The organism is uncultured Dietzia sp., assembly GCF_937873725.1.
GTDB lineage: Bacteria > Actinomycetota > Actinomycetes > Mycobacteriales > Mycobacteriaceae > Dietzia.
In genome coordinates, this window is sequence record NZ_CALMYY010000066.1 from 1 (window position 1) to 22,663 (window position 22,663).

At 72.6% G+C, this 22,663-nt stretch carries 20 protein-coding genes; 3 read left to right on the forward strand and 17 right to left on the reverse strand.

Features of this window, described 5'->3' with window-relative positions; all coding sequences use genetic code 11:
• Positions 1-221: 221 nt before the first annotated feature.
• The 16 genes from dprA to ftsY form a co-directional block, all read right to left on the reverse strand.
• Complete coding sequence (dprA, locus tag Q0444_RS05975) at positions 222-1,421, reverse strand: DNA-processing protein DprA (RefSeq protein ID WP_291084535.1); 1,200 nt, start codon at positions 1,419-1,421, stop codon at positions 222-224.
• Positions 1,421-2,938 (reverse strand): YifB family Mg chelatase-like AAA ATPase, encoded by a 1,518-nt coding sequence (locus Q0444_RS05980; RefSeq protein WP_291084577.1) that lies wholly within the window; start codon positions 2,936-2,938, stop codon positions 1,421-1,423. The genes dprA and Q0444_RS05980 overlap by 1 nt, the downstream gene beginning before the upstream one ends.
• 2 nt (positions 2,939-2,940) lie before the next feature.
• Positions 2,941-3,342: a YraN family protein gene (locus Q0444_RS05985; RefSeq protein WP_291084538.1), complete on the reverse strand. Its 402-nt coding sequence runs from the start codon at positions 3,340-3,342 to the stop codon at positions 2,941-2,943.
• 145 nt (positions 3,343-3,487) lie between these two features.
• A complete protein-coding gene (locus tag Q0444_RS05990) occupies positions 3,488-3,793 on the reverse strand; it encodes a DUF2469 domain-containing protein (protein ID WP_291084541.1) in 306 nt (101 codons plus the stop codon).
• Entirely contained in the window at positions 3,790-4,437 is a 648-nt protein-coding gene (locus Q0444_RS05995; RefSeq protein ID WP_299022128.1) for a ribonuclease HII, read from the reverse strand. Before Q0444_RS05995 ends, Q0444_RS05990 begins: the two co-directional genes overlap by 4 nt.
• A gap of 26 nt (positions 4,438-4,463) precedes the next feature.
• Complete coding sequence (gene lepB / locus Q0444_RS06000) at positions 4,464-5,174, reverse strand: signal peptidase I (protein WP_291084580.1); 711 nt, start codon at positions 5,172-5,174, stop codon at positions 4,464-4,466.
• A gap of 137 nt (positions 5,175-5,311) precedes the next feature.
• The gene (gene rplS, locus Q0444_RS06005; RefSeq protein WP_291084547.1) at positions 5,312-5,653 is read right to left on the reverse strand and encodes a 50S ribosomal protein L19; all 342 of its coding nucleotides are present in this window, start codon (positions 5,651-5,653) and stop codon (positions 5,312-5,314) included.
• Positions 5,654-5,784: 131 nt separating this feature from the next.
• Positions 5,785-6,579: a tRNA (guanosine(37)-N1)-methyltransferase TrmD gene (gene trmD, locus Q0444_RS06010; RefSeq protein WP_299022236.1), complete on the reverse strand. Its 795-nt coding sequence runs from the start codon at positions 6,577-6,579 to the stop codon at positions 5,785-5,787.
• 32 nt (positions 6,580-6,611) lie between these two features.
• The gene (rimM, locus tag Q0444_RS06015) at positions 6,612-7,145 is read right to left on the reverse strand and encodes a ribosome maturation factor RimM (RefSeq protein ID WP_291084551.1); all 534 of its coding nucleotides are present in this window, start codon (positions 7,143-7,145) and stop codon (positions 6,612-6,614) included.
• A 36-nt stretch (positions 7,146-7,181) separates the two neighbouring features.
• A complete protein-coding gene (locus Q0444_RS06020; protein ID WP_291084553.1) occupies positions 7,182-7,424 on the reverse strand; it encodes an RNA-binding protein in 243 nt (80 codons plus the stop codon).
• Between the two features lie 5 nt (positions 7,425-7,429).
• Positions 7,430-7,927, reverse strand: coding sequence for a 30S ribosomal protein S16 (gene rpsP, locus Q0444_RS06025; RefSeq protein ID WP_291084556.1), 498 nt, complete (start codon positions 7,925-7,927; stop codon positions 7,430-7,432).
• Positions 7,928-8,136: 209 nt separating this feature from the next.
• Complete coding sequence (gene ffh / locus Q0444_RS06030; protein ID WP_291084559.1) at positions 8,137-9,687, reverse strand: signal recognition particle protein; 1,551 nt, start codon at positions 9,685-9,687, stop codon at positions 8,137-8,139.
• 63 nt (positions 9,688-9,750) lie between these two features.
• Complete coding sequence (locus Q0444_RS06035; protein ID WP_291084562.1) at positions 9,751-12,126, reverse strand: [protein-PII] uridylyltransferase; 2,376 nt, start codon at positions 12,124-12,126, stop codon at positions 9,751-9,753.
• A gap of 179 nt (positions 12,127-12,305) precedes the next feature.
• The gene (locus Q0444_RS06040; protein WP_291084565.1) at positions 12,306-12,644 is read right to left on the reverse strand and encodes a P-II family nitrogen regulator; all 339 of its coding nucleotides are present in this window, start codon (positions 12,642-12,644) and stop codon (positions 12,306-12,308) included.
• Positions 12,645-12,672: 28 nt separating this feature from the next.
• Complete coding sequence (locus Q0444_RS06045; protein ID WP_291084586.1) at positions 12,673-13,968, reverse strand: ammonium transporter; 1,296 nt, start codon at positions 13,966-13,968, stop codon at positions 12,673-12,675.
• A 213-nt stretch (positions 13,969-14,181) separates the two neighbouring features.
• A complete protein-coding gene (ftsY, locus tag Q0444_RS06050) occupies positions 14,182-15,540 on the reverse strand; it encodes a signal recognition particle-docking protein FtsY (protein WP_299022239.1) in 1,359 nt (452 codons plus the stop codon).
• 88 nt (positions 15,541-15,628) lie between these two features.
• Here ftsY and Q0444_RS06055 point away from each other — a divergent pair, with 88 nt between their 5' ends.
• Genes Q0444_RS06055 through Q0444_RS06065 form a run of 3 tightly spaced genes read left to right on the forward strand, consistent with a single transcriptional unit; the run spans position 15,629 to position 19,064 of the window.
• A complete protein-coding gene (locus tag Q0444_RS06055) occupies positions 15,629-16,351 on the forward strand; it encodes a succinate dehydrogenase cytochrome b subunit (RefSeq protein ID WP_291084568.1) in 723 nt (240 codons plus the stop codon).
• A 47-nt stretch (positions 16,352-16,398) separates the two neighbouring features.
• The gene (locus Q0444_RS06060; protein ID WP_299022242.1) at positions 16,399-18,324 is read left to right on the forward strand and encodes a fumarate reductase/succinate dehydrogenase flavoprotein subunit; all 1,926 of its coding nucleotides are present in this window, start codon (positions 16,399-16,401) and stop codon (positions 18,322-18,324) included.
• A complete protein-coding gene (locus tag Q0444_RS06065; protein WP_291080267.1) occupies positions 18,321-19,064 on the forward strand; it encodes a succinate dehydrogenase/fumarate reductase iron-sulfur subunit in 744 nt (247 codons plus the stop codon). The genes Q0444_RS06060 and Q0444_RS06065 overlap by 4 nt, the downstream gene beginning before the upstream one ends.
• A 21-nt stretch (positions 19,065-19,085) precedes the next feature.
• Here Q0444_RS06065 and smc read toward each other — a convergent pair whose 3' ends face one another.
• Positions 19,086-22,649 (reverse strand): chromosome segregation protein SMC, encoded by a 3,564-nt coding sequence (gene smc, locus Q0444_RS06070; protein ID WP_299022137.1) that lies wholly within the window; start codon positions 22,647-22,649, stop codon positions 19,086-19,088.
• Positions 22,650-22,663: the final 14 nt, after the last annotated feature.

The window sequence follows — 22,663 nt, forward strand, 5'->3', positions numbered from 1 at the left end:
ACCGATCCGGTGCTGCTTGCGGCTTCGGTTCCGGCGCGGCCGGGCGAGGCGGTTCTGGAACTGGGCTCCGGGGCGGGGGGTGCCCGCCTCCTTCTTTGTGCCCGGGGGGCGGGGCTCCCCCCTGGGGGGGCCCAACTTCCGCCCCCCCCTTCCGCCCCTGGCGCACCGTTTCTCAGTTGCGCCCCCGGCCGGCGCAGGCCGGTGGGGGCCGGCCCCGCCGATCAGACCACGGGAATGGTCATCTGCAGCCCCGCATCCCCCGATCTCCGCCACCCCTCCGGACCCCGGATCACCGCGCCGGTCGAGAGCAGTCGCCCGAGGACCGCCCTCGTGGTGGACGGGGCGATCCCGGCCGAGGCGGCTATCTCCGCCGGTGCCGCCCCGCCGGCGGTGGGCATCGCCTCCAGCACGCGCCTGGTCACGTCGTCCAACCCGTCCCACGAGGTCGGTTCCCCCGTGGGAGGCGGTGCCGTCTCCCCCATGTCCCCGGCCAGTTCCACCACGTCGGCGGTCCGGGCGACGAGCACCGCACCCCGGTCCCGCACCAGCAGATGGCACCCCACCGACGCGACCGAGGTCACCGGACCGGGAACGGCGCCGACCGGGCGGTCCAGCGCCGCGGCCCACGCCGCGGTGCTCAGCGCCCCGCTCCGTGCGGCCGCCTCGACCACCACGGTCGCGCGGGTGAGCGCCGCGATGAGTCGGTTCCTGTCGAGGAACCGGTACCGCGTGACCCCGGTCCCCGGTGCCTGCGCCGAGATCACCGCCCCCGACTCCGCCACCGCTCGGAGAAGCCCGTCGTTGCCCCGCGGATAGAGTCGGTCCACCCCTCCGGCGAGGACGGCTATCGTGCACCCTCCCGCGCCGAGCACGGCCCGGTGGGCGGCCGCATCGATTCCGAACGCACCCCCGGACACCACCGTGAACCCCTCACCCGAGACGCCCGCGCCCAGGTCCGCCGTCACCGCGCGCCCGTACGCCGTGGGTGCCCGGGTCCCCACCACGGCCACCGAACGGCCCAGCGACCCGCCGGGATCCGCGGGTCCGCGCCACCACAGCCCGAGGGGACGGAGCGCGATATCCACCCCCGCCCTGCCACCGCGCCGGCGGCGCCTCGGGCGGTCCAGCGGCTCGAGCGCCTCACCGGGCCACCCCGGGTCACCCGGGACGAGAAGGCGGGCTCCGGTGTCCGCCGCGATGTCCATGAGCGCCGCCCCGTCTACCCGAGCCCGACGCGCCTCGGACTGCCGGACGAGTGCGTCGTCGACCCGTCCGGCGCGGATGCGATCGCGCGCCTCGACCGGACCCACCGCATCCACGAGATCCCACAGTTCGGCGGTCGGCCTCTCGGTGACCGCCCCGAGATACGCGTATGCCCGCCGCACCTCCGGGTCCACGTCCCGCTCGCCCGTTCCGTCCATCAGTCCTCTCCCCTCAAGACCATCGCTTCGGCCACGTGGTGCTCACCCGGCACCTCCGCCCCCGCCAGGTCGGCGATCGTCCACGCGATCCGCAGGCAGCGATCCACGCCGCGCGGGGACAACACCCCGTGCGTCAGTGCACGGTTCAACTGGCGCAGAGCGTCCCGGCTCAACCCGGTCGCGCTCCTCAGCACCCGACCGGGGACATCCGCGTTGGCCCGCGCCCCGGCCGCGTCGGGGTACGCGACCCACCTCGCCGCCGCCGCCGCTCTCGCCGCGGCCACCCGCGCCCGCACCGTCGCGCTGTCCTCCACCTCGTCGGCGGCGAACAGCCCCGATCCGAGGGGCAGGGTCCGCGCGGAGATGTCGATCCGGTCCCGGAGCGGCCCGGTCAGCGCCCTGCCGTACCTGCGCCGGGCATCGGGTGTGCACGAGCACTCGACCGGGCGGGCGCTCCCACACGGGCAGTCGTTGGCCGCCATCACCAGCTGGAAGCGGGTCGGGAAGACCGACAGCTCGTCCCGCCGGGCGATCCGCACCTCGCCGTCCTCCAGCAGCGTCCGCAGACTGTCCAGGACCCTGCCCGAGAACTCGGCGCACTCGTCGAGGAACAACACCCCCCGATGGGCCAGCGTCGCCGCCCCCGGCCGGGGGACGTTGTTCCCGCCCCCGACCAGGGAGGCGGCGGAGGCCGAATGGTGTGGCGCCACGAACGGGGGCCGTCGCAGCAGGGGGTCGGGCCCGAGGAGTCGGCCCATCACCGAATGGATGGCCGTGGCCTCGAGTGCTTCCTGCTCCCCCAGGTCCGGAAGCAACCCGGGCAACCGTCGGGCCAACATCGTCTTGCCCGTTCCCGGCGCCCCCCGCAGGATCATCGCGTGCCCACCCGCGGCCGCGACCTCCACGGCACGACGGCAGTCCTCCTGCCCGCGGACCTCCGCCAGGTCCGTCCCGTCGTCGGCACGACCGCCCACGGCGCGGGGGGCCTCGGCGACCAGACTCCCCGACTGCCGCGCCCACGCCGCGATCATGCGTAGCGACTCCGCTCCCGCGGTGTCGATCCCGCCGACCAGCCTCGCCTCCGCCAGGTTCGCCGCGGGCACGATCGCCCGCGTGAGGCCGGCGTCTCGTGCCGCCAGGACCGCCGGCAGGACCCCCCGTACCGGCCGCACACGGCCGTCGAGCGCGAGCTCGCCCATCAGCAGGGTCCCCTCGAACCCGGCGGCCGGTAGTTCACCGGACGCCGTGAGGGTCCCGATCGCGAGCGGGAGATCGAACCCTGACCCCCTCTTGGGCACCGCCGCGGGAGAGAGGGAGAGGACCACCTTCCCCGGCGGCCAGGTCAACCCCGAATTGACCACCGCCGCCCGCATCCGCTCCCGCGACTGCATGACCGCGCCGTCGCCCATCCCCACGATGGAGACGCCCGGCAACCCCCTCCCGACGTCCGCCTCCACCTCGACCATCTGGCCGCCGACACCTTGCAGCGTGACCGCCCACGTCCGTCCGAGCGCCACGGTCACATCACGTCCTCGAACAGCTCGAGGCGCGGCCGGGAGGGGTCCGCGAGGTCGACCCCGATCACGTCGAAGCAGACCTGCCGCCACACACCGGGGTGCGCGGCCAGCCATTCGCCCGCCAGCGTGCGCACTCGCCGCCGCTTGGCCGCGGTGACGGACTCCGCGGGTGTTCCGAATCCGGTTCCCGTCCGGGTCCGGACCTCGACGAACCGGAGCCGCCCGCGGTCGTCGAGGACCACCAGGTCGAGCTCACCGGTCCGGCTCCGCCAGTTCCGGCTGATCACCACGCCCCCCCGCGCTTCGATCAACCCCGCCGCGTGGGCCTCCCCCGTCGCGCCCGTCCGCCGGCGCCGGTCCCCGTCCCCCGCACCGGCGACCGACCGCGCCCCGTCCCCAGCCATCGCGAACCCCTCCCCGGCGACCCGGCCACTCCGGGCCGCCGCGGATCACCCTGCCCGACGACCGCGGCCCGATCCGCGTGCTGCGGACCGGGCCGGTGCCGCCCTGTGGAGGGGGACGGGGCTGTGGAGGACGAGCCGACGGGCTCTAATCGGGGAGTCGGAGTTCGGGCTTGTCGAGCTCCTCGATGTTGACGTCCTTGAAGGTCAGGACGCGAACGTATTTGACGAAACGCGCAGGCCGGTACATGTCCCACACCCACGCATCGGACATCCGGACGTCGAAGTACACCTCACCGTCGGCGGATCGCGGGATCAGCTCGACCGCGTTGGCGAGGTAGAAACGCCGCTCGGTCTCGACGACATAGGTGAACTGGCCGACGATGTCGCGGTACTCGCGATACAGCGAGAGCTCCATCTCGGTCTCGTAGTTCTCCAGATCCTCGGCGCTCATCTAGTGCTGCTCCTCGAGTGCGCCTGCGCGGCGCGACGGACGTTGGCGTACGACATTCTGTGGATGTCGCTGGGACCGAGCTGCTCGATCGCCCTGGCGTGACCCGAGGTGCCGTACCCCTTGTGCGTTGCGAACCCGTACCCCGGGTACCTCGAGTCGAGGTCCACCATAATCCGATCGCGCGTGACCTTTGCGAGGACACTCGCGGCGGCGATGGATGCGACCACCGCGTCACCCCCGATCACCGAGGTGGACTGGCACCCCAGCCCGTCCACCGCGAACCCGTCGGTGAGGACGAATCCCGGTGTCGGGTCCAGCCTCGCCACCGCCCTCCGCATCCCCTCGAGGTTGCACCGGTGGATCCCCCTGGCGTCGATCCTGTCGGGTTCGATCACCACCACGGACGCCGCGACCGCGTGCCGCAGCACGAGATCGTGAAGCCTCTCCCGGGTGGCGGGTGCGAGCCTCTTCGAGTCGTCGAGCTCCGCCAGGTCTGGGTGGAGTCGCTCCCCGAGCACACACGCCGCCACGACGAGCGGACCCGCGCAGGAACCGCGACCGGCCTCGTCGACGCCGGCGACCGGGCCCAGACCCCGACGGCCGAGCGCCGCCTCGAGGGCCAGGCGACCGTCGCGCCGGGTCACGCGGACCCGCCCCGGACGGACCCGGTTCACCCCGCGTGGATGTCCGGGGAGGAGACCGTTCCGATCCGACCGAACGGCAGGATGATCGCCTGGACCTTCCCGATGATGTTCTCCCCAGGGATCGTGCCCTGGAACTCGTCCCCCATGTGGAAGCGGGAGTCGGCCGAGTTGCCCCGGTTGTCCCCCATCACCCAGTAGTTCCCCTCGGGAACGGTCACGGGCCCGAACGCGCAGTCGAGGGGGTTGCGGCCGGTCGAGGGGTCGGCGTTGAGGTAGGGCTCGACGAGGGGTTCACCGTCCACCAGCAGGTCCCCCTCCGGGGAACACCCGCCGACCGTCTGCCCACCCACCGCGATGACCCGCTTGACCAGGTCGTTCTGGTCGGGCGGGACGATGCCGATCACCCCGCCGATGTCCTGCAGCGTGCGCACGACCGGGTTGTCCGACCGGATCGACTGGTAGCCCTGGTTCCAGGAGTCCGGACCCTCGAACACCACCACGTCCCCGGGTTGCGGATCTCCGAACCGGTACGTGATCTTGTCCACGAAGATGCGGTCACCCGTACACCCGGCGCAACCGTGCAGCGTCGGCTCCATCGATTCCGACGGGATCTGGTAGACGCGACCGACGAAGGTCTGGAACACGAACACCAGCACCAGGGCGATCACGATCAGCATCGGTATCTCGATGTACCAGGGCTGACCCTTGCCCCCGCCGTCCCCCGTGCCGCCGCGCACGCCGCGAGCCGGGGCCCCGTCGTGATGGGGCCCCGGCTCGGTGGGGTTCTGTCCAGGTGTTTCGGTGCTGCTCACCCGGACGAGCGTAGTCGATCCGTCACCGCGCGCGGCGGCCGAGTCGGACCGGCTCTAGACGCTCAGCGCTTCTCCTTGATCTTCGCGGCCTTGCCACGGAGATTGCGGAGGTAGTAGAGCTTCGCGCGGCGGACGTCGCCGCGCACCAGGACGTCGATGTGGTCGATGGTCGGCGAGTGCACCGGGAAGGTGCGCTCGACACCGACGCCGAACGAGACCTTGCGGACGGTGAAGGTCTCGCGGACGCCGCCGCCCTGACGACGGATCACGACGCCCTTGAAGACCTGGATGCGCTCCTTGGAGCCCTCGATGACCTTGACGTGGACGTCGAGCGTGTCACCGGCCCGGAACGCCGGGATGTCGTCGCGGAGCGACTTGTTGTCGATGAAGTCGAGAGTGTTCATGATGTTCCTCGGATGTCAGGAATTGAGGACAGAGGACCCTGGCGCCCACCGCGAGGCGGGTCGACCGGTTCGTGCCCCGGATCGGCGCGACCGTCCGCGGGCACAGACGTGCGCCCGAATGGTCAACCTCGCTAGTGTGCCACTCCCGGTGCGCCCGACCCAAATCCCTCGCCGGGCTCCCATCCGTGCGCCGAGAGGGTCTCGAGGTCGCGGGCGCCGAGTTCCACCCGGTCGAGGAGGTCGGGGCGTCGGTCCGCCGTGCGCAGCAGTGACTGGTCGCGCCGCCACCGGTCGATCCGCGCGTGATCGCCGCTCCGGAGCACCGCCGGGGCCGGGCGATCCCGCCACACCTCGGGCCGCGTGTAGCTGGGCCCCTCGAGGAGACCGTCGGAGAACGAGTCCTCCTCGTGGCTGCGCCGGTTGCCGAGCACGCCCGGCAGGAGCCGGACCACCGCCTCCGCCATCACCAGCACGGCCACCTCGCCCCCGATGAGGACGTAGTCGCCGATGCTCACCTCCTCGACGTCCATCCGCTCGGAGGCCTCGTCCACGACCCGCTGGTCGATTCCCTCGTAGCGGCCGCAGGCAAAGACGAGGTGCCGTCGGGCGGCGTAGCGGTGGGCATCCGCCTGGGTGAACGGCCTGCCGGCGGGGGTCGGGACGATCAGCAGCGGGCGCTCGCCCGAGCCGTCCGCCGACTCCGGGACCAGGGCGTCGAGGGCCTCACCCCAGACGGTGGGGCGCATGACCATGCCGGGGCCACCACCGAACGGGGTGTCGTCGACGGCCCGGTGCACGTCGTGGGTCCAGTCACGGAGGTCGTGGACACCCACGTCCAGGATTCCCCGGTCGATGGCGCGGCCGAGAAGCGCCAGGCGGAGCGGGGCCAGGTAGTCGGGAAAGACGGTGACGACGTCGAGACGCATCCGGGGACCGGAATCCGCGACCGACGGATCGGTCACGCCGACCCCAGGCCGAGCAGCCCCTCCGGCGGGTCGATGACGCAGATTCCCGCCCCGAGGTCCACCTCGGGAACGATCGCGGCGACGAACGGCACCAGCGCGTCGCCGCCGTCCGAGAGCCGGACGGCGAGGAGTTCACCCGCCGGCGTGTGGACGACCTCGGTGACCTCACCGACCTCCACCCCGCCGGTGTCGACCACACGGAGCCCCACCAACTGGTGGTCGTGGAACTCGTCGGGATCGCCGGTCTCCGGCAGCGCCTCCGAGTCGATGAGCAGAAGCATCCCGCGGAGCGCGTCCGCCGAGTCCCGGTCCGTCACCCCGGCCAGGCGCACGAGAAGCCGCCCGGAGTGATCACGGGCGGCCTCGATGACGACCTCGCGGTCGGAGACGCTGCTCCCCTTGCCGGTCCGGCCGACGAGCCGGGAGCCTGCCGCGAACCGGTCGTGGGGGGAGTCGGTGCGCACGTCGACCACGAGCTCACCGCGGACCCCGTGCGACTTGACGACGCGTCCCACGACGAGCTCCATGGCGATCCTCCAGGTACGAGTGCGATCCGAACGGGTCTAGCGGTCGGTGTCGACCACGTCGACCCGGACGTCGGGTCCGCCGACGGCGGAGACGATCGTCCTGATCGCGGAGGCGGTGCGTCCGCCGCGACCGATGACGCGACCGAGGTCGTCGGGCGCCACGGCCACGCGGATCACGGTGCCGCGCCGCCCACCACTCGACGTCACGGATACCGCGTCGGGATCCGACACGATGCCGCGCACGAGGTGGTCGACGGCGTCGACGACCATGTCAGTCATCTGTTTCAGGCCTCGGTGGTCTCGGCGTCGGCCGGCGCGGCCTCGGCGGAGTCGGCCTCGGCGGCCTTCTTGGCCGCATCCTCGGCCTGCTTGGCCTCGTCGGCCTTCTTGGCCTTCTCGGCCTTGCGCTTGGCGGTGATGGCCTCGGCGGACGGCTCGCCCTGGGCCTCTTCGAGGGCCTTGTTGAACAGGTCCAGCTTGTTCGGCTTGGGCTCGGCGACCCTCAGGGTGCCCTCGGTGCCCTCGAGGCCCTTGAACTTCTGCCAGTCGCCCGTCACCTTGAGCAGCTGCTCGACGGCCTCGGTCGGCTGGGCGCCCACCCCGAGCCAGTACTGCGCACGCTCGGAGTTGATCTGGATGAAGCTCGGCTCCTCCTTCGGGCGGTAGAGGCCGATGGTCTCGATGGAACGCCCGTCACGACGGGTGCGGGCGTCGGCCACGACGACGCGGTACTGCGGGTTGCGGATCTTGCCGAGGCGGGTGAGCTTGATCTTGACGGCCATGAGGCGTCTCGCTTTCTGTTGCGGGTCACGTGGCGATTCAGCGGCTCCCGCACGTGTAGCGGGGCCCGGTTTCGCCTTCCGGGTGACCGCCGTTCGGCGCGGGGCCCGACACGCGCCTGGCGCAGCGGGTCCTACCGGTGACGGCGTCCAGCGGATCAGTCTAAACGCCCCGCCACCCCTGGTACCAATCGGCTCGCCGGGACCGGAGGTCAGCGCTTGGGGAACTTCAGGTCGTTGAGGTCGATGCCTTCCAACCCGGGCGGGAGCCGGTCGAGCCCGGGCGGCATCTGCGACAGATCCGGCATGCCCGGGGGCATTCCCGGCATGCCACCGGGCAGCATCGCCCGGTTCTTGGACTGCGTGGGGCCCCGCCCCTTGCCCTTGCCCTTCTTCCCCTTGCGCTGGTTCTTGCGCCCGGCCCCGGGCATGCCCATCTGGCCGGCCATCCGGCTCATCATCTTGCGCGCCTCGAAGAACCGGTCCACCAGCTGGTTCACCTCGGTCACGGTGACGCCGGACCCCTTGGCGATCCGCTGGCGTCGAGAACCGTTGATGATCTTGGGATCGGCACGCTCCGCGGGCGTCATGCCCCGGATGATCGCCTGGATGCGGTCCAGGTATTTCTCGTCGATGTCGCCGACGGCCGCCTTCATCTCCTTGCCTCCGGGCAGCATGCCCAGCAGGTTCCCGATGGGCCCCATCTTGCGGATCATGAGCATCTGCTCGAGGAAGTCCTCGAGGGACAGCTCGCCCGACCCGATCTTCGCGGCGGTCTTCTCGGCCTCCTTCGCGTCGAAGACCGTCTCCGCCTGCTCGATGAGCGAGAGGACGTCGCCCATGCCGAGGATCCGGCTGGCCATGCGGTCGGGGTGGAAGACGTCGAAGTCCTCGAGCTTCTCGCCGTCGGAGGCGAACATGATCGGCGTCCCGGTCAGCTCGCGGACGCTCAGCGCGGCTCCGCCGCGCGCGTCACCGTCGAGCTTGGTCAGCACGACACCGGTGAAGCCGACGCCCTCGCGGAAGGCCTCCGCCGTGACGACCGCGTCCTGACCGACCATCGCGTCCAGGACGAAGAAGGTCTCGTTCGGCCGCACGGCGTCGCGGATGCCCCGGGCCTGGGCCATGAGCTCGTCGTCGATGCCCAACCGGCCGGCGGTGTCGACGATCACCACGTCGTGCATCTTGGCGCGCGCGTGCGCGAGTCCGCGCTGGGCCACGGAGACCGGCTCCTGCACGCCCACGACCTCCCCGTCCCCGCCGACCGACGTCCCGGGGTGGGGGGCGAACACCTGGACGCCGGCGCGCTCGCCGACGATCCGGAGCTGGTCGACGGCACCCGGTCGCTGGAGATCACACGCCACCAGGAGGGGGGTGTGACCCTGGCCCCGGAGCCAGTACGCGAGCTTGCCCGCGAGGGTCGTCTTGCCCGCGCCCTGGAGGCCCGCGAGCATGATGACCGTCGGGGGCTGCTTCGCGAACTCGATGCGCCGAGCCTGGCCGCCGAGGATGGCCGTGAGCTCCGCGTCGACGATCTTGACGACCTGCTGGGCGGGGTTCAGGGCCTCGGAGACCTCCGAACTCTTGGCCCGCTCCTTGACCCGCGCGATGAAGGTCCGGACGACGGGAAGCGCGACATCCGCCTCGAGCAGCGCCAGTCGGATCTCCCGGGCCGTCGCGTCGATGTCGGCATCGCTGAGCCGACCCTTTCCGCGCAGGTCCTTGAGCGCACCTGTCAGGCGATCGGACAAGGAATCGAACACGGTGACAGCTCCCTGGGTCGCGGGCCGGGAACGCGAGATCCCGGCGTCGTCGTCGACGACTCCTCACAGGGTATCGGCACGACCTCCGATGGGCGCCGCGGGATCGCGCTGCGGCAGCAGGGCCTCCACCTCGGAGGCCGTGCTGAGGACCGCTCCCGGACCGGACAACGCGAACACGTCCTCGACCGCGGCCCCGCGGGTGCGCACCAGCACCCAGTCGATCCTCGCGCCCGTGCCCAGGATCGCCGCGACGACGGTCGCGAAGAGCCCCGGCCTGTCCTCGGCTCGCACCTCGAGCAGGATCCCGTCCGCATCCGCCCGGCGGTCGACCAGCACCGACGACCTGGCCAGCGGGGGGCCGACGGGATGGGAGGCGCTGCGTTCGAGCGCGGCCCGGAGTGGTCCCGGCAACCCCGAGTCGACCGCCCGCCGCAGGTCCTGTCGGAGGATCCTGGGGTCCACCGGATCGCCGTAGCGCGTGGAGACGGTCATCCTCGCCCGCATCCCCCCGGGGGGACGGAGGTCGATGTCCGCGTCGACGATCTCGAGCCGGTGCGCGGCGAGGACCTCCGCCGTGACGGCGAGCGACCTCCCCCCTCCCGGCACGACGAGGGTCACCACGTGAGTCGTCCCGGTGTCCGCGGGACGCAGGTCCACCACCACATCGGGGGGCCCGTGCGGACGGGTGGCGTCGACGGTCGGCGCCTCCGCCGGCCGACGCCGGCCGCCGATCCGCGCCCGGCACGCGTCGACCAGGGCCGCGTGCGCCCTGGCTCGTCCCTGCGTCCACACGGTCGGCCCGGTGGCCAGGGAGTCGGCCTCGGTGAGCGCGGCCAGGACGTCGAGCGCGATCGCGTCCCCGTCGAGGGCTGCCACCACGGCGTCCGCCGTCGCGGGGTCCGACGGATCGAGTCGGGTCGCGGTGGCCGGCAGCAACAGATGGTGCCTCACGATGCGCACCAGGGAGTCCACGTCGCTCGCGCCGAGTCCCATCCGCCGCGCGATCGGGGCCACGAGTTCGGCTCCGACCTCGCTGTGGTCGCCCTCCCGGCTCTTGCCCAGGTCGTGCAGCAGCGCTGCCAGGAGCAGCAGGTCCGCCCGCGCCACCGACGTGGTGAGCCGGGAGGCCTCCACCGCGGTCTGGACGAGGTGCCGGTCCACCGTGTAGACGTGGGCCCGGTCCCTCGGGGGCAGGTCACGGACCTCCGACCACTCGGGCAGGATGCGCTCCCACAACCCCGTCCGGTCGAGTGCCTCGAGCACCGGCACCTGGGCCTCGCCCGACCCCAGGAGGACGAGGAGATCGGACAGCGCCTCCGCCGGCCAGCGCCCCTGCGGGGTCGGGGACCGCTCCACCAGCACCCCGAGCGTCGAGCCCGCCACCGGCAGGCCGAAGCGTGCGGCGGCCGCCGCCACCCGCAACGGCAGCCAGGGGTCCTCGGCGATCCGCGCGTTCCTCGCCAGTGCCACCTCCCCGGAGTGCTCCACCACGCCGTCGTCCAGGGGGCGGCGGATCGGCGACCTGCGCAGCAGGCCCGTCAGGCCCCGGGAGGACAGGCTCGCGCAGGAGGCACGGATGGCCTGGTCGGCCGTGAACGCGATGGTGCGGGAGGCGTCGCTGAGGGCGCGTGCGAGGTCGAACCGGTCCCCCAGTCCCAGGGCCCGAGCCACCTCGTCGCCGTACTCCGCGTGGAGGACCTCTCGACCCCGACCGCTCACCCGGTGGAGCTCGGTCCGTGCGTCCAGCACGAGGCGGTGCGCGGACGCCATGGCACCGGGGACGACCGGTCGCCCGTCGCTGAGGTGCGCCATCGACAGCGCGGAGACGAGCTGCGCGTCCCGGAGGCCGCCGACGCCGTTCTTGAGATCGGGCTCCGTCCGGTGGGCGATGACCCCCGACCGGTGACGACGCGCGACCGCCGCGGTGACGAGGTCGTCGAATCGTGCGGCGATCTGGTCCCGCCACTGACGTCGGGCCCCGTCGACGACGAGCGCCCCGAGATCCGCGTCCCCGGCGATCACCCGGGCGTCCAGCAGGCTCATCGCCACGGAGACGTCCGCCGACGCCACCGCCAGGCACTGGTCCACGGTGCGCACGCTGTGGTCCAGACCCACACCCGAGTCCCACAGCGGGTACCACAGCGCGTCGGCAAGTTCGCGGACGTCACGGTCCGGTCGCCGTTCGTGGACCAGGACCAGGTCGAGATCGGAGTACGGCAGCATCTCGCGACGGCCGAGTCCCCCGAACGCCACCAGCGCGAATCCCGACCCCGGGCTCACCCCGACCTCCTCCGCGAGGCGCCCCAGTTCGATCTCGTAGAGCTCGCACAGCGCCTCCCGCAGGGCCGCCGCCGGCAGCTGCGTCCGCGTGGCGGAGAGGATGTGGTCGCGCCCGTCCCGCAACGCGCAGGAGCGGCGGTCGTCTGCTGTCGCGGTCATGACCTCCCCTTGTCCGGCCCCTGACTCGGCGCCCTGGTCGTCGGTGTGCCCTCAGCCTGCCCGGGCTGTGTCACCTCCACGGTGCCACCGTGTTTCGTCTCTGTGAACGGGCCCGCGCATGCGACTGCGCGGCCGCCCCCCGGTGTCCGGGGATCGACCGCGCAGTGGCGTCCGGTGGCTCAGATCGCCGCCTCGCCCTCCTCGCCCGTGCGCACTCGGACGATGCTCTCGACCGGGGTCACCCACACCTTGCCGTCGCCGATCTTCCCCGTGCGGGCGGCGTCGACGACCAGCTGGACCACGGTGTCCACGGTGTCGTCGTCGACCACCACCTCCACCCGGATCTTGGGAACGAAGTCCACGGCGTACTCCGCACCGCGGTAGACCTCGGTGTGGCCCTTCTGGCGGCCGTAGCCCTGGACCTCGCTGATGGTCAGTCCGTGGATACCCGCCTGTTCGAGGGCTGCCTTGACGTCGTCGAGCGTGAACGGCTTGACGATCGCTGTGACGAGCTTCATGTCTGGAGTTCCTTTCAGGGGTGTCGGCTCAGCGGATGAGCGCGTTGGTGGAGGCCTCGTACGCGGATTCCGCGTGCTGGGCCGCGTCGATCCCGACCTGCTCGTCGGTCTTGCTGATCCGCCAGCCCAGCGGGCGGCAGATCGCCCACGCGACGGCCGTCATGATGGCGGTGAACACCAGGGCCACCACCGCGATGACGATCTGGACCACCAGCAGTCGCCATCCGTCGGCCGAGTAGAACAGGCCCGCATCGGTCCCGAAGGTGCCGGTGGCGAGCAAGCCGATGGCGATGGTCCCCCACAGCCCGGAGACCAGGTGGACGCCCACCACGTCGAGCGAGTCGTCGTAGCCGAAGCGGTGCTTGAGCCCCACGGCCAGTGCCGACAGGACACCCGCCACGGCTCCCAGGACCAGGGCGCCGAGGGGATGGACCGACCCGGCGGCCGGGGTGATGGCGACCAGACCCGCGACGATGCCGGAGGCCGCGCCGAGGCTGGTGCCGTGGCCGTCACGGATCCGCTCCGTCAGGAGCCATCCGAGCATCGCCGCGGCGGCGGCGGCCGTCGTGTTGACCCAGGCCAGGCCCGCCGAGCCGTTCGCCCCGAAGGCCGAGCCCGCGTTGAACCCGAACCAGCCGAACCACAGCAGGGCCGCGCCCAGCATGACCAGCGGCAGGTTGTGCGGGCGGTAGGCGGTCCGGCCGAAGTCGAGGCGCTTGCCCACGAGCAGGACCAGGACCAGCGCGGCCATGCCGGCGTTGATGTGGACCACGGTGCCGCCGGCGAAGTCGACGGGGGCGACGGCTGCGACCAACCCGCCCTCACCGTCGTCGACGGTCCCGAAGATCTTCGCGGACAGCCCGTTCTCCGAGGCGGACAGCAGCCCGCCGCCCCACACCATGTGGGCGAGCGGGAAGAACGCCAGGGTCACCCAGACGCCCGAGAACGCCAACCAGGTCCCGAACCGCACGCGCTCGGCGATCGCACCCGAGATCAGCGCGACGGTGATGATCGCGAACGTCACCTGGAAGGCCACGTCGACGACCTGCGGGTACGCGCCCAACCCGGAGGTCACCCAGTTGTCGGCGTCCCCGATCACGCCGGACAGGCCGAACAGCTCGAAGGGGTTCGCGAACAGTCCGAGGACCGACTCGCTCCCGTAGGACATCGACCATCCCCACAGCAGGTAGACGACGCCGATGACACCCATGGCGCCGAACGACATCATCATCATGTTGAGGACGGACTTCTGGCGGGACATGCCGCCGTAGAATAACGCCAGCGCGGGCGTCATGAGCAGGACCAGCGACGCAGCCATGAGCATCCAGGCCGTGTCTCCCGCATTGATATCCGTGGTCGCCTCCTGGGCGAGCAACGTGACACTGTCACCTATCACGGTGAGGTCCTCCTCGTCGTCCGTGGTGAGCGACTCTCACTCACCCTCGGGACAAGAGATTTCCGTTCCGCTGTTGCCTCCGAGGTGCGGCGGTGTTTCGGGGAGGTAACGCGGCGCTGTCACAGGTTCCGGTCGTGTGTCCTAGACCCCGAGCAGCGCGTCGACGAACGCCTCCGGGGTGAACGGCGCCAGGTCGTCCGCCCCCTCCCCCAGTCCGACGAGCTTGACCGGCACTCCGAGTTCGTGTTGGACCTGGAAGACGATGCCGCCCTTGGCGGTGCCGTCGAGTTTGGTGAGCACCACGCCGGTGATGTCGACGACCTCCTTGAACACGCGGGCCTGCATGAGTCCGTTCTGTCCGGTGGTCGCGTCGATCACCAGCAGCACCTCGTCGACGGGGGTCTTCTTCTCCACGACCCGCTTGACCTTGCCCAGCTCGTCCATCAGCCCGGTCTTGGTGTGCAGTCGGCCGGCGGTGTCCACCAGCACCGCGTCGACTCCGGTGGCGACGCCCCGGGCCACCGCGTCGAACGCCACCGAAGCGGGGTCCGCGCCCTCCTTGCCGCGGACCACCTCCGCGCCCACCCGTTCGCCCCAGGTCTGCAGCTGGTCCGCGGCCGCGGCGCGGAAGGTGTCCGCGGCGCCCAGGAGGATCCGGCGCCCGTCGGCCACCAGGACGCGGGCGAGCTTGCCGGTGGTGGTGGTCTTGCCCGTCCCGTTGACGCCGACGACGAGGAGGACCGCCGGCGTCCCGTCGCTCGGCAGCGCGCGCAGCGAGCGATCGTATTCCGGGTGGAGGTTGTCCACGAGGACCTGCCGGAGCAGGTCCCGCACCTCGGCCTCGGTGCGGACCTGGCGGGTGGCGATGTCCTCCCGCAACCGGTCGACCACGCGCTGGGTGACGGTGGAGCCGAGGTCCGCCATGATCAGCGTGTCCTCGATCTCCTCCCACGCCTCCTCGTCCAGGTCGCCGGCCCCGAGCAGTCCGAGCAGGCCCTGGCCCACGGTGCTCTGGGAGCGCGCGAGCCGTCCGCGCAGGCGATCGAGGCGACCGGCCGACGGGTCGATCCGCTCGGCGGGCTTGACCGGGGCGGGCTCGACCGGGGCGGGCGGGGCGACCACCGTGTCCTCGCCGGGTCCCGGCGCCGGCTCGGGTTCGGGAGCGGTGACGGGCTCGGGAACGGCGACCGGTTCGGGAACGGCGACGGGTTCGGGAAGCGCGACCGGCGGGGTCGGGGGTTCCGTCGGCGCCACCCGCGGGAGGGGCTCCTTCGGGGGTGCCGCCGTCGCGGTCCCGCCCCCCTCGGTGAAGGAGAATCCCGTGCCGGCCTGGTAGTCACCCGACCGCTCCTCGCGGGTGAGTTCCCTGCGCTCCGCCGGCTTGCTCAGGGAGATCCGCCGTTTCCTGCGCAGCTGCAGCCCCAGGACCAGCGCGAGGAGGGCCAGCAGGAGGACGGCGACGACGGCGACGATGATCCAGGTGGTGTTCACGGTGCCCAGTATGGCCGACGACCGCCGGGGAGATCCCGGTCCCGTGGGCCGGGGACACACCTAGACTGGCGCCCGTTACCTGAGGAGGTGTCCGCGCGTGGCCGAGGTCGCCGCCCCGCCCGTCCCCGCCGAACCGCGGATCCGGCGTGCCCCGCTGCTCCCCACCTGGATCGCCAAGGCCGTCATGGCGGTGACGGGGCTGGTCTTCACCTCCTTCGTCGTGGTGCACATGGTCGGCAACCTCAAGGTGTTCAGCGGCGCCGCGTATTTCGACGGGTACGCGGCCTGGCTGCGCACCCTGCTCGAGCCGCTCGTCCCGCCCGAGGGCGTCCTGTGGGCCCTCCGGGTGGTGCTGGTGGTGAGCCTGGTGGCGCACGTCTGGTGCTCGGTGCTGCTCGTGCGCCGGTCGCGGGCCTCCGCCGGACCGCACCGGCGCCGCACCGGCCTCACCGCCAGCTCGTTCGGCGCCAGGTCGATGCTGCTCACCGGGGTGGTGATGCTGCTCTTCGTGGTCTTCCACGTGCTCGACATGACCACCGGGACGGCACCCGTCGCGACGGACTCCTACGAGTCCGGCTCGGCGTACGCCAACCTCGTGGCGAGCTTCTCGCGGCCATGGGTGGCCGCGTTCTACGGCGTGACCATGCTGCTGCTCGCCGTGCACATCGCGCACGGCGTCCGCACCGCGGCGGGCGATCTCGGCGTGACCGGCATCAAGGGCCGCGCGGTCGCGGCCGTGGTGGGCGGGGTCGCCGCGGTGGCCGTCCTGGTGGGCAACGCCACCATCCCGCTGGCCGTGCAGGCCGGGTGGCTCTCGTGACGTTCACGCCGCCGCCGGTCACCGTCCCCGGCGCCCGCGCCGGGGACGTGCTCTCCCCCGGGACGCCCGACGGCGACCCCGCCACGGCGTGGGCCCGCCGGCGCGACGCCTACCCCCTCGTCTCACCCGGCAACCGGCGGCGATTCCGTGTGGTGGTGGTGGGGACCGGTCTGGCCGGTGCGGGCGCGGCCGCCGCGCTCGGCGAGCTCGGGTCCCGGGTCCGGGCGTTCACCTCCCAGGGCGCCCCCCGTCGCGCCCACTCCGGGGGGGCGCAGGGGGGGATCAACGCGGCGCGCGCCCGCCGGGTCGACGGGGACTCCCTGGCCCGCTTCGTCTCCGACACCGTCAAGGGCGGGGACTTCCGCGGGCGCGAGGCCGAGGCGTTCCGCCTGGGCGAGGAGTCCGTCCGGGTGATCGACCACTTCTCCGCCATCGGCACCCCCTTCGCGCGCGAGTACGGCGGCGTCCTGGCCACCCGGTCGTTCGGCGGCGTCCAGGTCTCCCGCACCTACTACTCCCGGGGTCAGACCGGGCAACAGCTCCAGATCGCCGGCTCCCAGGCCCTGCAGCGACAGATCCGGGCGGGCACCGTGCGTCTGCACACCCGCCACGAGATGCTCGACCTGGTCGTCGACGACTCCGGGTGCCACGGGGTGGTGGTCAGGGACCTCGTCTCCGGCCACATCCGCGCCGAGACAGCGCACGCCGTGGTGCTGGCCACGGGCGGGTACGGCACGGTGTTCCACGACTCCACCCTCGCGATGAACTCCAACGCGTCGGCGGTGTGGCGCGCCCACCAGCGGGGCGCCCTGTTCGCCTCGCCCTCGTTCGTCCAGTTCCATCCCACCGCCCTGCCCAAGGACAACCACTGGCAGGCCAAGACGATCCTCATGAGCGAGTCGCTGCGCAACGACGGCCGCGTGTGGGTGCCGCTGCGCGAGGGCGACGATCGGCCGCCCGTCGACATCCCGGACGCCGAACGCGACTTCTTCCTCGAGCGCCGCTACCCGGCGTTCGGCAACCTGGTCCCCCGGGACGTGGCGTCCCGGGCCATCACCGCCGAGATCCGGGCGGGCCGGGGGGTGGGTCCGCGCCGCAACTCGGTGTACCTGGACTTCCGCGACGCCCTCGCCCGGGACGGCCGGAAGAAGATCGCCGAGCGCTACGGCAACCTGTTCGACATGTACTCCCACGCCACCGGCGAGGACCCGTACACGGTGCCGATGCGGATCGCCCCCACCTGCCACTTCACGATGGGCGGGCTGTGGAGCGACTACGACCTCCAGAGTTCGATCCCGGGCCTGTTCGTGGGCGGCGAGTGCGGGTGGGCGTATCACGGCGCCAACCGGCTGGGCGCGAACTCCCTGCTCAGCGCGAGCGTCGACGGGTGGTTCACGCTGCCGTACTCGGTGCCGGCGCACCTGGCCACGCGACTCGGGGACGAGCTACCCGGCGACGACGACGAGGTGGTGGTCTCCGCCGTGCGCCGCGCCCGGGACCGCGTACGGGCCCTGGTGTCGGTGGGCGGATCGACCGGACCGGAGCACTTCCACCGGGAACTCGGGGAGATCCTCTACACCGGGTGCGGCGTCACGCGCACCGCGGAGGGGCTGACCGAGGCGATCGGCCGAATCCGCGCCCTGAGGACCCGCTTCTGGACCGACCTCCGCGTGACCGGGACCGGGGAACACCTCAACCAGGTTCTCGAGCTGGCGGGGCGCGTGGCCGACTACCTGGAACTGGCGGAGCTCATGTGCGTCGACGCCCTCGACCGCGACGAGTCCTGCGGCGCCCATTTCCGGGACGAGCACCAGACCGCCGAGGGAGAGGCGCTGCGCCGGGACGACACCTGGAGCTTCGCCTCCGCGTGGGGCTCCGACGGCGACGACCGCGGCGGCCCACGCACGTTCATCCGACATGCCGAACCGCTCGACTTCTCCGCGGTCGAGCTCACCACGAGGGACTACCGATGAGGCTGACACTGCGCGTCTGGCGCCAGGCCGGGCCCGAGGACGGCGGGCGCTACGAGGTCTACGAGGTCGCCGACGCCGAGCCCGAGATGAGCGTGCTCGAGCTGCTCGACACCCTCAACGGTCGGCTGGTCGACGAGGGCGTGGAGCCGGTGGCCTTCGACTCCGACTGCCGCGAGGGCATCTGCGGGGCGTGCGGGGTGACGGTCGACGGCCGTCCGCACGGCCCCGCCGAGAACACCCCGTCGTGCCACCAGCGGTTGGGGTCCTACTCGGACGGCGACACGCTCCGGATCGAGCCCCTCCGCGCTGCGGTGTTCCCCGTCATCCGCGACCTGGTGGTGGACCGGTCCGCGCTGGACGGGATCGCCGAGGCCGGGGCCCACGTGTGGATTCCCGCGGGCACCGCACCGGACGCCGACGCGATGCTGCAGGACCACGCCACCGCCGAGGCCGCCCTGGACTTCGCCGCCTGCATCGGCTGCGGCGCGTGCGTGGCCGCGTGCCCCAACGGCTCGGCGAACCTCTTCGTGGGCGCCAAACTGCGCCACCTGGCCCTCATGCCGGTCTCCAGTCTCGACCGTGGTCCCCGCGCCAAGGAGATGATCCGCGAGGCCGATCAGGAGTTCGGCCCCTGCTCGCTCTACGGCGAGTGCTCGCGGGTGTGCCCGGCCGGCATCCCGCTCCGCGCGATCGGCGCGGTCAACCGGGAGCGACTGCGCTCGGTGTTCAGGCGCACCTGACCCGGGGTCGGCGGCGGGGGGTCAGCGCATCCGCTGCGAGATGACCTTCGAGATGCCGTCGCCTTGCATGGAGACCCCGTACAGGACGTCGGAGACGTCCATCGTCGGCTTCTGGTGGGTGATCACGATGAGCTGGCTCGTCTCCCGGAGCTGCTCGAACAGCCCGATGAGCCGCCGGAGGTTGGTGTCGTCCAGCGCGGCCTCGACCTCGTCCATGACGTAGAACGGGCTGGGCCGGGCCTTGAAGATCGCCACCAGCATCGCCACCGCGGTCAAGGACTTCTCCCCACCGGACAGCAGCGACAGGCGCTTGACCCTCTTGCCGGGCGGGCGGGCCTCCACCTCGATCCCGGTGGCGAGCATGTCGTGGGGATCGGTGAGGATCAGCCGGCCCTCGCCGCCGGGGAACAGGGTGGAGAAGACGCCGCGGAACTCGCGTTCGACGTCGACCCACGCCTCGGTGAAGATCTGCTCGATCCGCTCGTCCACGTCGTCGATCACGCCCTCGAGGTCGGCGCGGGCCCTCCTCACGTCGTCGAGCTGGGTGGACAGGAACGCGTACCGCTCCTCGAGCGCGGAGAACTCCTCCAACGCGAGGGGGTTGACCTTGCCCAGGGTGGCCAGGTCCTTCCGGGCCAGCGCGAGTCGCCGCTCCTGCTCCGCGCGCACGAACGGCATGGGCGGGGGCGGGGTGACGTCCTCGCCCCGGTCGCGCGCCGCCTCGTACTCCTGCATCTCCAACGCCGACGGCGGCAGCTCGACCTCCGGCCCGTACTCGGCCACGAGCACCTCGGGCTCGATCCCGTGCCGCTCCACCACCGCGGCCTCCAGCTCGGACACCTTGACCTCGAGCTGCGCGCGGACGATCTCGTCGCGGTGGGCGGCGTCTGTCAACCGGGTGACCTCCGCGTCCGCCGCCGACAGCCCGCCGCGCAGGGAGGCCAGTCGGGTGGTGGCCTCCGACCGGGCGGCGGACAACCGCTCTCGCTCGGCCCCCGCCGGGCCGATCACCTCGTCGAGGCGGGGCAGCAGCCGCACGCTCAGCGCGTGCACCACGCCGGGGGGCTCCGCGCCGCGACGGCGGGCCGCGGCCGCCCGGGCGGCCCGGGCCCTCGACTCCCCCTCCGCCTGCGCGGCCCGGCGCAGCGACGCCGACCTGCCGCGGACCCCGCCCGCGCGTTCCTCCGCCGACCGGTGCGCGAGCCTGGCCTCGAGCTCGGCGGCCCGGGCCGCGACCACCGCCGCCTGCGCGGCGACCCGACCGTCGTCCGCGGGCAGCGTCGCCTCGTCGTCGTCACCCGCGCGGGCGAGCCGGTCGGTGAGCTCGGCGTGCTCGGCCCGGGAGACGTCGAGCTTGTCGACGGCGATCCGCCGCGACTGCTCGATGCGCCGCACCTCCGCCTCCGCGCGACGGCGCCGCTTGCCGATGCGCGCGAGCTCGGCGTAGATCTCCTCGATCGCCGCGTCCGACTCCGAGATCGCCGCCAGGGACTCGGAGAAGCGGTCCGCCCGCGCGACGTCCTCGGCCTCAGCCCCGGCCAGCTCGGCCCGGGTGGTCTCGATCTCCGCGCGCACGGCCTGCCGCTCGGCGACCGCGGCGTCGATCGCGGACTGGATCTCCAGGCCCGTCCGCCCGGCGGCCGACCCACCGACGGTCCAGCCCGCACCCGCGAGCTCGCCGCCCCGGGTCACGGCGCGGACACGCCGGTCGGCCTCGACCTGGGCGTGGGCGGCGGCGAGGTCGTCCACCACCACGACGTCCACCAGCAGGGCGGTGACCGCCGCGACGAGGTCGCCGGGAACCCTGACCACGTCCAGCGCCCAGCGCGCCCCCGTGAGCAGGTCCACGTCGAGGCGGTAGCCCCCGCCGGCGAGCCCGCTCCCCACCAGACCGGCACGTCCGGCATCGGCGTCCCGCAGGGCCTCCAGGACGGAGCGTCGGTCCACACCCGCGTCGACGACCACGGCGTCCACGGCCGGCCCGAGGGCCACGCCCACCGCGCGCTCCCAGCCGCGCTCGACGCCGACGAGCTCACCGACGGTCCCCGCCACGGAATCCGGACCGACGTGGCGGACCACCCAGTCGACACCGTCGCCGGCGCCCTTGTTCTGCTCGAGCGTCTCGATCCGGGCGGCGAGGCTGGCGATCCGGTGATCCGCCTCGCGCTCGATGCCCTGGAGCTCCGCCAGTCGGGCGCGCGCGGCGAGGTGCGCCCGCTCCGCACGGCCCAGGTGCTCGTCGAGGCTCTGCTCGCCCTCCGCGTGCGCCCCGACCCGGGCGTGGACGGCGTCGAACTCGGCCTCCGCGTCCGCCACCGCTCCGCGGGCGTTCTCCGCCTCCGCGTCCAGGCGGGCGATCTCGGCCTGGGTCGACTCCACGCGGGCCGCGAGGGTCTCCACCTTGCCCGCCAGCCGGGCGACCCCCTCGCGGCGGTCGGCGATCGCGCGCACGGCCTTGAGGTGCTCCGCCTCGAGCCCGGCGAGCGTCTCCTCCGCTCTTCTCAGTGCCTCGGTGGCCCGGCGGGCCGCGTCCGCGGCGCTCTCGACCTCGGCGGCGAGCTCCTGTTCGTGCGCCGCGGCCCGCTCGGCCTGGCGGTCCAGCTCGTCGGGGTCGGTGCCGTGGTGGACGGCCGTCTCCGAGGCGAGGGTCCGCGCCCGATCCGCCGCGATCCGCGCGGTCGCGCGGGCCCGCTCGGCCAGGGTCGACAGCGCGAACCACCGCTGCTGGGCCGCGTCCGCCTCGGGCGTCAGCCGGTCGAGCCCGGCCTGGGTGTCGGCCACGGCCCGGGCCAGCTCGTCGCGGCGATCGACGGCCGCGGCCACCTCCCCGGCCAGCCTCGAGCGCACGCTCTCGGCGTCGGCGAGTTCGCCGCGCCGGGTCACCAGGTCGTCGGCGGCCAGCCGGAAGGTCGCATCCCGCAGGTCGGCCTGGATCGTCTGCGCGCGCCGCGCCACCTCGGCCTGCCGTCCCAGCGGCTTGAGCTGACGGCGCAGCTCCCCGGTGAGGTCGCTCAGCCGGTCGAGGTTGCCCTGCATCCCGGCGAGCTTGCGCTGCGCCTTCTCCTTACGACGGCGGTGCTTGAGGATGCCCGCGGCCTCCTCGATGAAGGCCCGGCGCTCCTCGGGCTTGGACTCGAGGATCTCCGCGAGCTTGCCCTGGCCCACGATCACGTGCATCTCCCGGCCGATACCGGAGTCCGAGAGGAGTTCCTGCACGTCCATCAGGCGGGCGCGGTCGCCGTTGATCTCGTATTCGGTCGCACCGTCGCGGAACATCCGCCGTGTCAGCGACACCTCGGCGTAGTCGATCGGCAGCGCGCCGTCGGAGTTGTCCAGGGTGAGCGTGACCTCCGCGCGGCCGAGCGGCGCCTTGCCGGTGGTGCCGGCAAAGATGACGTCCTGCATCTTGCCGCCGCGCAGCGTCTTGGCGCTGTGCTCGCCCATGACCCAGGTCAGAGCGTCCACGACGTTGGACTTGCCCGAGCCGTTCGGTCCGACCACGCAACAGATCCCGGGTTCGAACCTCAGGGTCGTGGGCGCCGCGAAGGACTTGAAGCCCTTGAGCGTCAGCGACTTGAGGTACACGGGTGTCGATCCTA